Here is a 16150-nt window from a genome sequence, read left to right on the forward strand (position 1 = left end):
AGTAACACGTAAAAATAATTGCGATAGCTATTAAATTTATTATGCAAGCGCTTTAATTATCGTTCAAAAAAATAAGCGCCTGAATTACTTTATGAGCTTCCATGAGTATTTTATCACACTACTTTTTCCCTTACAAGCGGGAATTTGCTAAGCTTACTCCTCCTCCGTAACAGTCTATCGTTGACCAGCACCGCATATGTCCTGCAAAATCAGACAAATTCCTGCTTGTCTCCCATAAAAGGTTACTTGGCAGATTTACGTTTGAATCCACGCTTGAGTACATCAACAAACCCCAATGAATGGACCAATCGATTTGGTTCCACATATTCACGAATCGCACGTAAAACCCCTTTTGGATCTTTGGAAGAGAATGAATAAGTCCCATTTTGCTTTGTCTGAATCGCATAGCGCGGAATCCATTTCCCTTTAAACAATACCGAAGCAACCACGTGATCAACTTCTTCCCAAGGAATTTGAATAAACTTGCGCGCATCACGATTATTGAAGAACTCAAACCCCTTATCTCCAACCATAATCTTTCCGTAAGCCGAAATACCTGTATGTGAAGTTGCATCAATCACGAAGTCTACTTTTGTGTTGATTGATTGAACCATCTAGTTTCCCCCATTTCTTCCTTTGTTAATAATTATTATACACGGATTGCCGCTTTAAGCAAAAACACTAGAAATTCCCCATCATATCTACCTATAAGGAACTTTATACTGTTTGTACCTACTTCATAACGCTCCTTAGAGGTATACTATTAAATATGTTACCAGTTCATGCATATCTCACTCCACGCCCCCCCTTCCCTAATATAGAGAAATCATTATCTATAATTGACACACCATTAAACAATCTCTTATAATATAGTGCTTATACGACGCGGTTCTAAATATCAGATAGCGATAAAAGTGAGGGTCATTTATATAACTTTATATTCTATTAAAAGGAGTTGTTCATTTGAAAGCACAAACATGGAGACACTCATGGTTTGGAAACAGTATCAAGACAGAAGTTCTTTCCGGTATCGTGATTGCGCTCGCACTTATCCCTGAATCCATTGCATTCTCCGTTATCGCTGGGGTAGACCCAATGGTCGGTATGTACGGTTCAGTTTGTATTGCTATTATGATTTCATTAGTGGGCGGCCGACCAGGAATGATATCTGCTGCCACGGGGGCGCAGGCTTTACTGATTGTTGGCTTAGTGGCAGATCACGGTCTGCAGTATTTACTAGCAGCAACGATTTTAGCTGGGATATTCCAAATTCTCTTTGGTATTTTTAAGCTCTCACGGTTTTTGAAGTTCATTTCCAGTTCGGTTGTGACAGGTTTTGTTAATGCTTTAGCTATTCTTTATTTCATCTCACAGATCGAACATTTTGAAGGTGCAACATGGATTATGTATGCTTTTGTGGCGCTAACACTCGCTATTATTTACATCTTCCCGCGCATCACGAAAGCAGTGCCATCGCCTCTAGTTGCGATCATTATTGTAACAGCTGTATCCATTTATCTGCATGCAGATGTTAATACTGTAGGAGATATGGGTAGTCTTTCTCAAACATTACCAACGTTTTTATTCCCTCAAATTCCGTTGACGATGGAGACATTCTTAATCATCCTACCTTATTCACTTGCGATGATGATTGTTGGACTGCTTGAATCGTTATTAACAGCTACGATCCTTGATGAGACAACAAACACGTCCAGTAATAAGAATATGGAAAGTCGCGGCCAAGGTATAGCGAACATTACCGCTGGATTCTTCGGCGGACTGCCAGGCTGTGCCATGATTGGACAATCGGTTATTAATGTATCGTTGGGAGCACGCGGTCGACTTTCTACGCTTGTAGCAGGCGGATTTTTAATGATTCTTATCTTGCTGTTCACGGATGTGGTAAACCAGATTCCGATGGCAGCAATTGTCGGTATTATGCTCATGGTTGCTATTAGTACGATGGATTGGAGATCTGTCCGTACGATTCATAAAGTATCCAAAGCAGATGCATTCACGATGATTATTACGGTTGCATTGGTTGTTTATACACATAACTTAGCAATCGGCGTTTTAGCAGGTGTTATTTTGAGTGCTTTCTTCTTCATGCTGAAAGTATCCAATTTCTCAAAAATAAAAACGACAACTGAATTAAGTCAAAACGGAACAAAGAAAACGTATTTTGTTCGCGGTCAGCTATTCTTTGTCACTTCACCGGCCCTGATGGAAGAATTCGATTATAACGATACGGTAGAATCTGTTGATATTGATTTTACCAATGCGATTATATGGGACAATTCCGCTGTTGAAGGATTAAATAAAGTAAAAGAGAAATTCGAACAAAACAATATTTCTGTCACCATAATTGGATTAGACAGTACAAATTATTTTCATAAAGAAGAAATTGTTCGTTCCTAATGAACACTCCTAGAAACCACATTCCTCTCTTGAGAAATGTGGTTTCTGGAACTTCTATAGCGATTAAATGTGCTGCTAAGTGATTCATCCGGTACGAGGAGGACTTTTCTGCGTCTGGTTTGTCTTAATTTTAGCGGTCCCTACGTAAACACTTAGGTTTAGAAGGAGTATGTCAGTTATGAATGAAGTCGGCACCTTAAAGAAAGGGTTAGACATTTTTTTGTTGATACTAAAACAACCTAACCTTACCGTATTAGAAATCATGAATGCGCTGGAAATTAATAAAAGTACGACATATAGACTTGTTAACACATTAGAACAAAATCAATTTATTGTGCGCACTGACAATAACCGGTATCAACTATCCAATGCTTTATCATCCATGATCCTGCAAAACGAAAATGTTCCTTCCTATGAATTAGACTGGAAAGCCGTTCCTGCCATGAAAAAGCTGGGGCAGCAAACGAAGGAAACAATCTATACAGGCATGTTACTGGATTTGGAAGTTGTTATTACGCAGGTGATGAACGGACAATACACGACAAGAACGCATATGGAAATCGGTGCAAACAGTCCTATTCATCATAACGCCATCGGCAAATGCATCTTAGCTCATCTCGAAGAAACGAGCAGAGAAAGAATCTTAAACGCACTATCATTAGAAACGTATACGGAAAATACCATTGTCACCAAAGAAGCATTAGCGGAAGAGCTGCAAAAAATCCGAGAAGTTGGCTATAGTGTTGATGATGAAGAAGGAGAATTAGGCGTCCGCTGTATTGCTGCTCCAATCTGGAAAAACAACAAAGTCATCGCAGCCGTTGCTTTGACCGGTCCTTCTGTCCGCATCTCCACAGAGAAAGACGACTATCACGCAAACTTAGTTCAGGAATGTGCAAAAGAAATCACTACTTCGATTGCACAAGACTAACCGTTCTGTATAAAAAAAGTGCCAAAAGTTGATTTTGGCACTTTTTCTTATATGTCAGCTCGATAGCTGCTTATTGGTAATTCACAAAAGCCGGTGCAGGGTCTAGTTCTAACACGTCCTTCGGTGTCATGACAGGTTCGTCTTTCTTGTAAAACACCTTAAACCCGCCGTACTGAATCGGTTGATTATGTACTAATTGGTGATAGCCTGATCGTTTTAACGCGGCGATCCCGTGGCCATCATTGTTTAACACGACTTCTACGTTTGCTGTCGGGTGGATGGCATCTTTGTTAGTCAGAATGATATCGGCAAATTGGTGCACGATAACTACTTTGTCTGGAAGTCCGTTTTCTTCAGTTAGGTTTGATACATAGTCGATGGCTTTTTGAACATTTTTACCATCAACACGCCCTAAATTCACCCCAGGGACTTGTCCTTCTTTAACATGAAACTCTGTATCTATCGCTAAATGAACATATGGCAGTTTCAGATATTTCTCTATAGATTTTACTTGATTCATGATTGTGTCCTGCCCTAATTGAATATCCAAGATCAGCAGGGCATTATTTTCTTTCGCTAATTTGGCGTATTTCTCAATTTCCTCATCCGGTGTTGCATGCACATAATGCCCTTCTTCTCCAGGACTTCGCTGCGCAACTGTGGTAATCAATTCAATTGCAGGGATAGCAGGTCTTTCCGGGTCCAATTCGGAATAAGCCTCTGTCTGGTTTTTTAGTTTATCCATTAACACTTCAGGGCTGTACTCACCTAAAATCCCCATATTCTCTGAATGTGGGTGACCATAATAGGAAACGATTCGATGATCCTGCAGCGGTCCATCCGTTTGATCTTCTGCCCCTTTTTCCAAAGTCTGGCCTAACGGAACACTCCTATCCGTATCATCACCATGCGCCTCTGAACTTGGCATTTCAGCCAGCTGCTTATCCGTATAATGCGTTTCAAGCTTCTCTGCTGAATCCGACGGTGCAATAGCTTGATAGTTTGCTTCCGAAGCAAATCTTGGTGAACTAGCTATTTGCTCCTCTGCATAATGCTCCTCCGTAAAGGCCTTCTCCGATTTTTCAATTTGATCTGGTTGTGAATCTGCGCTCTGTGAACAGCCAGCTAACATGACTGCCAAGATAGCTCCTGTCCCTATTAATCTCTTCAAATTATCCCACCTGTTGTATGTATGCGTATTTCATAGTTGATCCAACAAAGAAAATTGTATCCTATCACGCTACTATAAATCTAGTATTCATTAACCTGTATGTAAAAGCTGCTTGTTATACTTACCACAAGTGAGAAATTTTAAAACGTAGGAAGATAAAGTTTCATTAACAGATGCAATAGCTCTTTCAATCAACGATTCTTGTCCCATGAACTTCTCGGATATTTAAAGCAGATGTGATTGATGTAAGATTCTTCGTTGTAATTCCTCCGCCGGGGAGAATAATAATTTTGTCATTTGCATATGCAATATATTCCTTCAGCCTGACTAGATTCTGTTCAATCTTAGTAGCTAAAGGACCTCCATGCGTTAGAATTCGTTCCACGCCATGTTCGGCCAGCCAATCAATTGCTTTAAACTGATTCTCAGGCCGTATTTCATCAAATGCCATGTGAAAGGTGACCTCTAGTCCTTTGGCTAAATCTAGTAAGCCGCTCATAGCTTGTTCATCAATACAGCCATCGGCATCTAAACAACCTAACACCACTCCGTCTGTTCCTAAATTCTTTACATGAACAAGATCCCGCTTCATGATCTCTATTTCTTCTTTACCGTAAACAAAATCGCCGCCCCTTGGCCTTATCATTGTCATAACCTGAACATCATTACTGCGGCAATAGTTAATCGTTACTTCGGCTACACCATGGCTTACTGTTGTCCCACCGGCTGCAAGGTTGTCACAAAGCTCAATCCTGTCAGCTCCTTTAGCAATCACTTCAGGGACTTTTGTAAAATTCTCTACGCAGACTTCTTTAAGCATTTTTATAACCACCTTACTTATGAAGTTACCACTAGGAAAGCGCGTCAATCCGTCTTCTGCTAGAAAAAGAAGGGTAACTGTACTTGTCTTCCACTTACCGAATCAACTTATATTGCCACCGCCACTCAGCATTCCTTCTTGTGGTAATACCAGCTTGAAATGGGTGCCATTCAGTGAACTGTCGACTATATTTATATCTCCCAGGTGTTCAATCATCATTTTCTTCACAAAGGCCAGACCCAATCCCATTCCTTCACTTTTATTTCCCACTGACACAAAAGGATCGAATATACTCACCCAGTTTTCAGGTAGTATACCCTCCCCCGTGTCTATAAAGTGGACAATTATACTTCTATCATCAACCTCGGTGCTGATGGTTATCTTCTTCCTCGTCCTGTTTTCAGGCATTGCTTCCACACTATTTTTAATCAAATTTATAAACACTTGTTTCAAGTTGGTCTTATTCAGATACACATTGAGCGGTGAATATATATTTGTAAATTCCAGCTCAACCTTGTTTTCTTCGAGCATCCCTCCTGTAAATGCAATAGACTCTTGAATGATTTTCACAAGATCATCTGTTTTATAAGTCACTGCAGGTGACTTCATGTACGTACGATAATTATTTGTCAGCTCCTCTAAATGGTCCGATGCATTCGCTATCATATTCAGTTTTCGTTTATCCCCTTCACCAAAGGAACCCTTTTTGTCCATCAAGCTGGAGAAACCTTTAATAATAGAGTTTGTGTTTTTCACTTCATGAATCAAACTGCCAGTCAGGTGACCCGTGTAATCTAGTTTTTTCTGTTTTTGCATTAATTCAAAAGAATGAACCTTCAATTCTACATTCAACTTCACAAAAATGTGCATGTTGACCACTGAAAATAAAATGACACCAATGCTGCTAGTAAGAACGCCAGTTAAAGGAAAGAAATTCAAGATTCCTGGTATGACCAGCAGCAACGCATTAAGTGAAAAACCCATAAGGAAGTTCTTAAAGTATGAATTTCGTATTCTCATCGACAATATAGGTAGAATAATTAAGAAAAAGACAATAATAGCCATGTGCAAAAGATACACCCAAAATAGCGGTCCGTAATCAGGAAAATAATAAACACCAGTAAACCTTGAATGGGTCACAGTCAATCCTTTAACACCTAAGTCAGTCCAATTTATCACATATACAACAGCACTCCATATAGTGAAGACAATAAGTGCTTTCTTGGTGAAAAAAGCATAAAAAACGTCCAGCCAATTTCCCTTTTTCACCACTGATGGCTGGTCTATAATAATTCTATAAGCTACATATAATACTATTGATAGACCGAAAGTTGGTCCTATCCGAAACAACTTGAACAGAAATAGAACCGTATCCTCTGACAGAATATCCTTAAAATAAAGAACTCCGGTATCCAACTGCCAAATTGTAATCAAAATCATATATATAATCATGCCTGCCGATAACTTTGTTTCATCGTATACCTTGCTCATGCTCCATGCTAAAAAAAACGGCAGTAACCCAATGGCACAAATTAATATACCAATAATCATACCTACTAACCCCTAACTGCTGACTATTTTCTTTTGTGAAAGTAATGTAGAGATTCCATTACACAATTTAGGAGCTATATCCGTAGATTTAGCTGCTATTCTGATATATATTTCTTCGTTAGTTATGTTCTTACATTATAGCAGATGTTTTCATTTCGCTTTGACAGTCAGTGGAGGAAAAGCTGTTGGGAAGTATCACCTTTTTTAAAATTGTAGTTAGAACTTAAAAGAACATGCGGGGCAGTTTAATTACGATTACGATTACGTTTACGTTTAGATACAGATATGCTTGGCAGACACTTAGTTCGATGCCGACAAAATTTTTATTTTTAGTGTAATTAATACTCCATGCCTTCGCAGACCTTCTTTTATATAAATAAAGCTATCTTGGAGCTTGCGGAATATAGACCAACACAGGATTTTATTTCTTGGAATTTCATTCTCTTTCTCAAAAGAATTTTGTGATAATATTAGGACAAAATAAACTTGTCGGGGCTGTTATTATGAGTGAACTAGTATTTGAAATGCAAGAATTTAATAGAGATTCTTATAATATCGCTAAAGGTATTCATTTAAACAATTATCCTATTGTCTATATTCTATATAACGAAAAAAAGAAGCCAACTGCGTATATTGGACAAACAGTTCACGCTGCAAGAAGATTAAAGAATCATCTAGATAATAAGCGGCGGAAGAATCTAGACCGCTCTATTCTAATTGGACACGAAAAGTTCAACCAGTCTGCAACATATAATATAGAGTCCAATCTTATTAATTTTTTTATTGCCGATAACCACTACCAGCTACAAAATGTAAGTCAAACCAGCACAAGAGAAATGCACAATTACTATGATAAACCTTTCTACAATGAAGAACTTTTTAAAACAATCTGGGATAACCTTCTTAAAGAACATATTGTAAGTAATACTCTTGAGAACCTTCGAAACAAGGATATCTATAAACTCTCACCTTATAAGGAACTGTCCCCTCTGCAGATTGACATCAAGAATGATATTTTAGATTTCTGTAAGGAACATATAAAAAAAGATGGCAATCATGTTATTACAATCGAAGGAGATGCAGGGACTGGTAAGAGTGTTCTGTTGAGTTCTTTGTTTAACACGATTCAAGATCTGTCCAGGGAGGAAGGATCCAACTTAGAAAGCACTGATAATTACCTTCTTGTGAACAATGGTGAAATGCTGAAGACATATAAAAGCATTGCTAACAGTCTACCTAACATTAAGAAAAAAAGTCTTAAGAGGCCTACGCCTTTCATCAATGAAAGAACAAGGTCGGGAACTAGTGCTGACATCGTTCTTATAGATGAAGCTCATTTACTTTTAACGAAGGAAGATACCTATAATAATTTTCACTATGATAATCAATTGGATGAGATTATAAAACGCAGCAAGATTACTGTCGTCATATTCGACCCAAAACAAGTTCTAAAGATTAAAAGCTATTGGAATGAGCGTTTACTCGAAGAGATTACCAATCAGTATTCAGCTAAAAAAGTAAAACTGACAGATCAAATGAGAATGAACGCCAACCACGAAACAATTAATTGGATTAACCGTTTTGTAACCAAAAAAATATTACCATTACCTTTACAAACAGGTTCTGAATTTGAACTTGAGGTATTTGAAAATGCGGAGTCATTTAAGCATGCTATAGAAGATAAAAATAATAAGTTTGGATTATCCCGTATTGTTTCAACCTTTGACTATTTACATAAAAAAGATAATGAAACCTACATTGTTAATGAGGAAGGCATAAACATGCCTTGGAATAATACATCAAATAACGTAGCTTGGGCTGAAAATCCTGAATCTATTAGAGAAGTTGGATCAATTTATACTGTCCAAGGCTTCGACCTTAACTATGTCGGTGTAGTTCTTGGCCCATCTGTAGGTTATGATAAAAGAACAGGTCTACTAGTTATTGATCCATCCAAATATAAAGATACAGGTGCATTCACATCACGTTCAGATTTGTCATATGAAAAGAATCAAGAAGTCAAAGAAGAAATTATACTCAATTCCATTAATGTCCTAATGAAACGCGGAATTCGTGGATTATATATTTATGCGACAGATCCTGCATTGAGACAACACCTACTAGATTTAGACAGGAGGAGAAAGGCATGAGCGATGTTCAGCATTTAATTGACGAAATAAACAAATTTAGAGATGAACGTGATTGGAGACAGTACCACAATCCAAAGGATCTTGCAATCTCAATATCCATTGAAGCAGCTGAACTGTTAGAAGACTTTCAATGGATTAACAGTGGTGAAGCTCTTATGAGAAATAGCGAAAATATTCGCGAGGAAATTGCAGACGTCTTAATCTATTCATTGATGTTATGCTCTGATCTTGGATTGGATGTTAAGAAGATTGTTGAAGAGAAAATTGTTAAGAATGAAAGAAAGTATCCTGTTGAGGATGTTAACAATTAAAATACGTTAAGCCTAAACTGCGGAATCTCCTAGAGATACCGCAGTTTAGAATTCTCTTATAGAAACCTTAATTACTTATGGTACGGTTCCCCCTTAATAATCCGAAACGCCCGATAAACCTGCTCCACCAACACCAGCTTCATCAACTGATGCGGGAATGTCATTTTCGAGAACGACAGCGCATAATCACTCCGCTGCATCACTTCTTCGCTCAAACCTAGGGATCCGCCTATAACAAAGGCAATTTTACTTTTGCCATATGTCGCTAGACTGTCAATTTTCGACGCGAGTTGTTCAGATGTGATCATTTGGCCTTTTATTTCCAGGGAAATGACGTGGTCGTCGGGGCCAATTTTCGACAATATGCGGTCGCCTTCTTTTTGTTTGACGATTTGCATGTCGGCTTCACTTAAGTTTTCAGGGGCTTTTTCGTCCGGTACTTCGATTAGATCTACCTTGGCGTAAGCGCCGAGGCGTTTGGTGTATTCTTCTATGCCTTGCTTGAGGTATTTTTCTTTTAATTTGCCGACGCTGATGATGGTAATTTTCATTTGCTTGCCTTCTTTCCGTCCAGTTTTGTATCTATCTGTCATTATATAGCGGTTTGGGAGAGTTTACACGGGGTTTTATGAAGAATGATGGAGGAGAATTCTCTTTATTGTTTCTAGAATGATCGGCAAATAAACGTGTACACCCTCTGCAGCAGGTGCAAGGGGGACTTCTCCCACTAAAAATGAGAGCGAAAGAAGTTTCTCTTCGCTCTCATTTGTGAAGCTTCTTCATCTGCCTGCTTTTCTAAGCTTTCCTATTTAACTCTCCCGCAGGTCATCAAGGGATTTGACGACTGTATGCCTGATCGGTTTCCATTCAATTCTCTTGAATAGAGCAAACAAGGATATAGGCAGATATGTAAACATAAAGAGCGGAAACGTGAATAAATAGAAGATCTTTTTCCAGTTCGGACAGCGAATCTTATTCCACTCGGCAATGGTTGTGATCAATCCCAGCAGAAACAAAGAACCATACATAGTTAGAATGCCAATTGCTACTCCTGTCGTATAAGTCTCGGCAAGTCCTCGGCCTTCTATCGCCACAAGTACCAGTATCAATATATTAGTGAGCAGACTGAGTACTGTTAAGATCATAATTGGCATGACTGTCATCATCATGTCAAAGCAGGAAAGTTTATTTCCTTTACCTCGAACCACTCCATGGGACAGTCCTTTTCCGTAATTCATAAACACTTGGTAAAACCCTTTTGCCCAGCGTAATCGCTGCTTCCAAGACTGACTGAATGTAGACGGCTGTTCGTCATAAAACACGGCGCTGCCGCAATATCCGATTTTGTCACCTTGAATGATTTGAGAGACTGTGAATTCAATGTCCTCTGTGAGCAGATGATGCACCCAGCCTCCGTTCTCTTTTATTACATCCGAATGGATTAAGAAGCCTGTTCCCGAAACAGCACAACTTGTCTTGAGGAACATTCTTGGGCGGTTAAGGAATTCCGCTTCATACAGAAACCAAAGTGCGTAACCAGAGGTAATCCAATTCTCATCGTGGTTTTTGGAATTTCGATAACTGGTTACGATTCTGTATCCCTCGTTAAAGGTTTTATTCATCTCTGCAATATAGTTCTTATCAAGAAGATTGTCCGCATCAAAGACAAAGTAGCCATCATAATTAGCAGCGGCATAATTCACATCTATGACGTTTAGTACATGCTTTAGTGCATATCCTTTTCCAATTTGATTCTCATTAAAGCGTTCTGTAACAATTGCTCCTGCCTCTCTGGCAATCTTGGCTGTATTATCAGTACAGTTATCGGCCACGACAAAGATGTCATATAATTCTTTTGGGTAATCTTGATCCTTTATGCTCTGGATCAGCTGACCGATTACCAGCTCTTCATTTCGTGCCGGGATTAAGAAAGCGTACTTAGACAGAGGGACATCTTGTTCCTTTGGAGATTCCTCTCTTCTTGCCTTAAACGCAACAACTACATAGATCATCTTATATACAAATAACAGTGTAAATAAAATCCCTATATAGAAAATAAAGTGACTCAAAACCTCTAACATATCTCTGATCATGACGCACCTCATATCTCAGATTAATAGCCTGACAGTCTTGTTGTTATTCCTGGCTTCATTTCCTATATTAGTAATGAATTTTTCACGATATTTTACAAAGACTACACGTGTAATAGGCGTTTAAGGCTCACTCCTTTCCCTGCTGCTCTGCAGTAGGCAGCCGATTTGCTCCCTTAGGACAGTTATCTGCTTCTTATTCCTCTAATGATTAGGCAATCCGCAAACCTCCACTCTCTATAAAATGTAGCAAACATTAGCCGTTATAGCTGTTTGGTTATTGTTAAAATTTATTAAACAAAAATTAATATCGATGAAACTCGTAAATCTTTTGTAGATTGCTGTTGTATCTTGCTTCTTTATTGAACTTTCAAGACAAATTCCCCCTGCTGATACGACAAAAAAAAGAGAGGTACCCCTATAAAGAGTGCCTCTCCTACCTATTCAAAGAATTAACCAGTCCAACATCAGTGAAAATAAAAATTACTGCTATAGTATCTGATTTCTGAACTACTACCGTATCACTATTGATTCTTCTTTTTGTGTTTTCTATGTGCCTGGTATTCCGCAGCATGAAAAAATACCGCCGCCAGAAACAGAATACTTGAAGCCCATATTACAATACCATTCCATTCTCCGTCGAACAGCGTTACATTTACTAGCGTCATCGTATGCATGAGTAAAATAAAAATAAATAGAACTGTATATGTTTTCAACAAGATCCTCCTCAAACATCTCTCTGCTGCAACCAAGTATATCCCAAATCAGAATATTCGCTCAAGTCTTAGCGATTTCTCAAGAAAGAAGAAAAGGAAAACCAAAATTTATTATCACCCTCCTTCGTAACCATAAAAAGTAATTTTTAGTTAGTCTGACCACTGTATCATTGCTGCTCTTGACGGTAATAATATGTCTATTAGCTGCTTATTTCGTGAAATAAGGTGGACTTGCGCGTCATATAGTCCATAATCTAGAGCATTATGGAGTATTAAGACGGTCAGATTACTCTAATACTGATTAACGGCTCTAGAACTCAAATAAATCGTGTATATCGCATGTGCTTTATAGTTTTCTCTTTGTTAAGCTATATAAGTACCCCAAAAAGTCCCATTATCTTAGTATACATACCTCTTACCAGATTTTTTATCTGTAGCTTAGCGGGGCTAGAGTTAAAAAATTTGTTATCACTTCTGATTATTTGTTAGTTTTAAAAAGAGTATGTATGGATGATAATAATTGCTTCTGTACAATTTATTTTACTGGTTTTTCATTTCTACATGTTCTCCACTAAAGTAATAAACCACGAAAAATACAACGATAGGAGTTATACATAACATATGAAGAATGCCTCAGCAGTGTTTTATGCATCAATAGCGATTGTGGCAGCTCTTGTTATTATGGGAGTCACCATTCCTGATACGCTAGAGAGTGCCACAACGAACACACAAGCTTTTATTACGGATACCTTTGGCTGGTATTACTTAGGTATAGTAGCTGTGTTTGTATTAGTATGTTTCTATTTATTAGTAAGTCCAGTTGGACGTATCAAACTTGGTAAACCAGATGATAAGCCTGAATTCTCTAAGCCAACGTGGCTTGCCATGCTATTTAGCGCTGGTGTGGGAATTGGTTTAATTTTCTACGGAACGGCTGAACCGATCAGTCACTATGCAATTAGTTCACCTACAGGGGAGCTTGGAACTGATCAAGGTATTAAAGATGCTATGCGTTTTACATTCTTCCACTGGGGAATTCATGCATGGGCAATCTACGGTACTGTTGCTTTAGTACTGGGTTATTTTACATTTAGAAAAGGTGAGCGTGCCTTAATCAGTAAAACCTTGCGTCCATTACTTGGTAAGCATGTAGATGGGCCACTCGGTAAAGTAATTGATACGATAGCAGTTATTTCGACTGTAATTGGGGTTGCAACTACATTAGGGTTTGGTGCAGCGCAAATAAATGGCGGACTGTCTTATTTGTTCGACGTTCCAAGTAATATGACGACGCAAACGATTATTGTAGTTATTGTTACCATTTTATTTATGATCTCCGCTTTAACTGGTTTGAGCAAAGGAATTAAAATCTTGAGTAACCTGAATATGGGGCTTACTGCTCTGCTATTCATCATGGTATTCTTCTTCGGCTCAACGATATTTACACTTAACTTGTTTATTGATACGTTAGGCGGTTACATACAGCAATTCGTTAATATGAGCTTACGTATCGCACCATTAAGTGAAGAATCCCGCAGCTGGATCAACGGCTGGACAATTTTCTATTGGTCTTGGTGGATTGCTTGGTCCCCATTTGTTGGTATCTTTATCGCTCGTGTATCAAAAGGAAGAACCATCCGTGAGTTTGTTACGTATGTTCTAATTGTTCCATCTCTCATTAGTTTCTTATGGTTCACTACTATGGGTGGTGCGGCAATCAAAGCTGAATTAGCAGGAATGGTCTCTATTTCGTCACTATCAAATGAGCAATCGCTATTCGGTGTACTAGAAGGATTTCCATTAAGCATGGCGCTATCTATTCTAGCTATTCTAATTATCGTAACGTTCTTTGTTACTTCTGCTGACTCCGGTACATTTGTTTTGGGTATGATGACAACAAACGGTTCTCAAAACCCAAGTACCCAAATCAAAGTAATATGGGGTGTGTTCCTAGCCATTACGGCACTTGCTTTGCTTTATTCAGGTGGATTGCAGGCCCTGCAAAACACGATGATTATCGTAGCCCTCCCGTTCTCGGTGATAATGGGCTTCATGGTAATCAGTTTACTTAAATCATTAAATAAAGAAGCGAAAGAATTAGGAATCGGTCAAATTAGAAGACCAAAACCGAAAGCAACGAAGTAAAATAGAAGCCTTGTGCCAATATGATTGGCACAAGGCTTTTTGGTTATTTTTGAGCAAGAATCATGTATATAGACTGATTCATGATTTTGGTTGTGGGGAAGATTGTATCAACGATTGTAAAGCCCGCATTCTGCATCTCTGCTGCCATATCTTTCGATGACACTCTGCGTCCTGATGTAGACGCTGTCTCCTCAAAATCAATACACAAAAGCAAGCCCTTATCATCCAGAACTCTGTTGATTTCCTTTAGAGCCGTTGAAAGGGGCTGCACTTCATGCAAAGAAATCGAGGCAATCGTGATATTTATCAGCTTGTCATCTAATGGTATCTTGCGGAAATCTCCTTCAACTGTGTTAATGTTCGATATGCCCCTTTCCTTTGCCTGTGTATCCAAGTAGGCAAGTATGTCTTGATCCATATCGAATGCATGTACCGTATTAACTCGCTTTGCAATGGCCAGCGAAACATAACCTGTACCAGCTCCAAGGTCTAATACGTTATCACCTTCCTTCATAGACAATAACTCGAACATTTCTTCTGCCGGCAATCTCTCAATACTATCTACTGTGGTGATTTTTTTCTGTAATTTAAGATTCATCTAATTAGCCCCTTTAATTATAGATATAATAAATCTTTAATAACTATAATATGTCGAGCACATTTTGTAAACAAGCATGCTTTACCATAACTGTTATTTATTCATGCTTATCTTGATTGCAATAAGAAAAGATTCTACATTTCCTTTGTAGCTGAAATCAGCAGGTAGATGTTGCATTGGAAGATCTATTTGTACAAAGTGGAAATAAAAGGTAGAATTTAAACCGAATGCTCCCTGATTTGGAGAATGAGCATATGTAATTAAAGAAGTCGCTGTAAAGATTATTAGTCTTACAAGTAATAATCCTAATAATATGAAAGGAACATTGTGATGAAAAAATCATTTACAAGTATTGAACAAGGAAAGAATAGTTTTTGGCGCTATTTACTATCTCTCCTAACCATTATATTTTTTATTCTAATAAGCGGTTTCTTCTATGCACTTGCATTATCTCTAATAGACCCAGCTGCATTAGATACACCCGAATTAATCTTAGGAAGACCAATAGCAGATCTTGCTTTATCTCATATACCAATGTTTGCTTGGGTATTAGGTATATGGTTCAGCATTGCTGTCATCCATAAAAGATCATTAAGAACCCTGATTACACCATATTCAAAAATCAATTGGAAGAAGATACTTTATGGATTTCTAGTTTTCTTCGGCCTTATGGCAGTGGAGAGTATCGTGGAATTTATCATCTTTCCACAATCGTATTCATTACATCCGTTCGATTTCTTAAACTATATGTGGCTGGTATTGGTTGCAGTCTTACTCGTGCCAATCCAAACTACTTGTGAGGAGTTGATGTTTAGGGGATTTATCTTGCAGTGGGCAGGAAAATGGTTGAGAAACCCTATCTTATTGTCTATCATAGTAGGCTTAATATTCGGTTCTCTGCATTTTGTAAATCCAGAGATGAATAGAGGAGCTATAGTTGTAGGCTTCCATTATGTATTCATTGGCTTTATGTTCACGTATATTGCAGTCAAAAGTAATTCTGCGGAATTATCTATTGGAGCTCATGCTGCTAATAACGTATTTCTTGTATTGTTTATTGTAAGTGATAACAGCGTAGTAGGAGATATTCCGTCTCTATTTATCGTTTCAGAACAGTCTCCTTATATTAGTACAATATCGTCAGCTATCGTGCTAGTTGCTTTCTACCTTATAACAGTAAAAAGAAAGAAGCATAGACGTTTAAATGAGGAAGAAGAACAATCCGCTTAAGTTATGTTCCTCTTCCATT

Annotated in this window: 14 protein-coding genes; 6 read left to right on the forward strand and 8 right to left on the reverse strand. The window is 38.2% G+C overall.

The features are described 5' to 3' along the window. Positions 1–242 precede the first annotated feature (242 nt). A complete protein-coding gene (locus KS242_RS16400; protein WP_217322319.1) occupies positions 243–614 on the reverse strand; it encodes a DUF956 family protein in 372 nt (123 codons plus the stop codon). A gap of 349 nt (positions 615–963) precedes the next feature. Between KS242_RS16400 and KS242_RS16405 the strand changes: the two genes are divergently transcribed. Continuing rightward, positions 964–2418, forward strand: coding sequence for a SulP family inorganic anion transporter (locus KS242_RS16405; protein WP_254391748.1), 1455 nt, complete (start codon positions 964–966; stop codon positions 2416–2418). Positions 2419–2596: 178 nt separating this feature from the next. Next, on the forward strand, positions 2597–3349 hold the full coding sequence (locus KS242_RS16410; protein WP_217322320.1) for an IclR family transcriptional regulator: 753 nt from the start codon (positions 2597–2599) through the stop codon (positions 3347–3349). A gap of 70 nt (positions 3350–3419) precedes the next feature. Here the strand turns inward: KS242_RS16410 and KS242_RS16415 are convergent, their stop codons facing one another. The 3 genes from KS242_RS16415 to KS242_RS16425 form a co-directional block, all read right to left on the reverse strand. Beyond that, on the reverse strand, positions 3420–4520 hold the full coding sequence (locus tag KS242_RS16415; protein WP_254391749.1) for a hypothetical protein: 1101 nt from the start codon (positions 4518–4520) through the stop codon (positions 3420–3422). A 187-nt stretch (positions 4521–4707) separates the two neighbouring features. Beyond that, positions 4708–5340, reverse strand: a complete 633-nt coding sequence (locus tag KS242_RS16420; RefSeq protein WP_217322321.1) for a copper homeostasis protein CutC — start codon at positions 5338–5340, stop codon at positions 4708–4710. A 102-nt stretch (positions 5341–5442) separates the two neighbouring features. After that, positions 5443–6891: a sensor histidine kinase gene (locus KS242_RS16425; RefSeq protein ID WP_217322322.1), complete on the reverse strand. Its 1449-nt coding sequence runs from the start codon at positions 6889–6891 to the stop codon at positions 5443–5445. Positions 6892–7394: 503 nt separating this feature from the next. On the opposite strand from KS242_RS16425, the gene KS242_RS16430 reads away from it, so the two are divergent. Next, complete coding sequence (locus KS242_RS16430) at positions 7395–9041, forward strand: DUF2075 domain-containing protein (protein ID WP_217324207.1); 1647 nt, start codon at positions 7395–7397, stop codon at positions 9039–9041. Further along, entirely contained in the window at positions 9038–9352 is a 315-nt protein-coding gene (locus KS242_RS16435) for a nucleotide pyrophosphohydrolase (RefSeq protein WP_217322323.1), read from the forward strand. Before KS242_RS16430 ends, KS242_RS16435 begins: the two co-directional genes overlap by 4 nt. Before the next feature lie 71 nt (positions 9353–9423). Here KS242_RS16435 and rlmH read toward each other — a convergent pair whose 3' ends face one another. From rlmH to KS242_RS16450, 3 genes are all read right to left on the reverse strand, one after another. Next, a complete protein-coding gene (rlmH, locus tag KS242_RS16440; RefSeq protein WP_217322324.1) occupies positions 9424–9903 on the reverse strand; it encodes a 23S rRNA (pseudouridine(1915)-N(3))-methyltransferase RlmH in 480 nt (159 codons plus the stop codon). Between the two features lie 258 nt (positions 9904–10161). Continuing rightward, positions 10162–11445, reverse strand: a complete 1284-nt coding sequence (locus KS242_RS16445; protein WP_254391750.1) for a glycosyltransferase family 2 protein — start codon at positions 11443–11445, stop codon at positions 10162–10164. 521 nt (positions 11446–11966) lie between these two features. After that, on the reverse strand, positions 11967–12158 hold the full coding sequence (locus KS242_RS16450; protein WP_217322325.1) for a hypothetical protein: 192 nt from the start codon (positions 12156–12158) through the stop codon (positions 11967–11969). Between the two features lie 621 nt (positions 12159–12779). Here KS242_RS16450 and KS242_RS16455 point away from each other — a divergent pair. Next, a complete protein-coding gene (locus KS242_RS16455) occupies positions 12780–14303 on the forward strand; it encodes a glycine betaine uptake BCCT transporter (RefSeq protein ID WP_217322326.1) in 1524 nt (507 codons plus the stop codon). A 43-nt stretch (positions 14304–14346) separates the two neighbouring features. On the opposite strand, the gene KS242_RS16460 is transcribed toward KS242_RS16455, so the two are convergent. Then, positions 14347–14901: a class I SAM-dependent methyltransferase gene (locus KS242_RS16460; protein ID WP_217322327.1), complete on the reverse strand. Its 555-nt coding sequence runs from the start codon at positions 14899–14901 to the stop codon at positions 14347–14349. Positions 14902–15231: 330 nt separating this feature from the next. Here KS242_RS16460 and KS242_RS16465 point away from each other — a divergent pair, with 330 nt between their 5' ends. Then, positions 15232–16131: a CPBP family intramembrane glutamic endopeptidase gene (locus KS242_RS16465; RefSeq protein ID WP_217322328.1), complete on the forward strand. Its 900-nt coding sequence runs from the start codon at positions 15232–15234 to the stop codon at positions 16129–16131. Positions 16132–16150 lie beyond the last annotated feature (19 nt).

The sequence above is a fragment of the Terribacillus sp. DMT04 genome (genome assembly GCF_019056395.1).
In the GTDB taxonomy this organism is placed as follows: Bacteria; Bacillota; Bacilli; order Bacillales; family Amphibacillaceae; genus Terribacillus; species Terribacillus aidingensis_A.

Bases quoted from the DNA above. Each gene is read 5' to 3' on its own strand.
- KS242_RS16420 (WP_217322321.1), bottom strand. From the start codon at position 5,340: ATGCTTAAAGAAGTCTGCGTAGAGAATTTTACAAAAGTCCCTGAAGTG.
- KS242_RS16445 (WP_254391750.1), bottom strand. From the start codon at position 11,445: ATGATCAGAGATATGTTAGAGGTTTTGAGTCACTTTATTTTCTATATA.
- rlmH (WP_217322324.1), bottom strand. From the start codon at position 9,903: ATGAAAATTACCATCATCAGCGTCGGCAAATTAAAAGAAAAATACCTC.
- KS242_RS16400 (WP_217322319.1), bottom strand. From the start codon at position 614: ATGGTTCAATCAATCAACACAAAAGTAGACTTCGTGATTGATGCAACT.
- KS242_RS16460 (WP_217322327.1), bottom strand. From the start codon at position 14,901: ATGAATCTTAAATTACAGAAAAAAATCACCACAGTAGATAGTATTGAG.
- KS242_RS16435 (WP_217322323.1), top strand. From the start codon at position 9,038: ATGAGCGATGTTCAGCATTTAATTGACGAAATAAACAAATTTAGAGAT.
- KS242_RS16410 (WP_217322320.1), top strand. From the start codon at position 2,597: ATGAATGAAGTCGGCACCTTAAAGAAAGGGTTAGACATTTTTTTGTTG.
- KS242_RS16455 (WP_217322326.1), top strand. From the start codon at position 12,780: ATGAAGAATGCCTCAGCAGTGTTTTATGCATCAATAGCGATTGTGGCA.
- KS242_RS16430 (WP_217324207.1), top strand. From the start codon at position 7,395: ATGAGTGAACTAGTATTTGAAATGCAAGAATTTAATAGAGATTCTTAT.
- KS242_RS16465 (WP_217322328.1), top strand. From the start codon at position 15,232: ATGAAAAAATCATTTACAAGTATTGAACAAGGAAAGAATAGTTTTTGG.
- KS242_RS16425 (WP_217322322.1), bottom strand. From the start codon at position 6,891: ATGATTATTGGTATATTAATTTGTGCCATTGGGTTACTGCCGTTTTTT.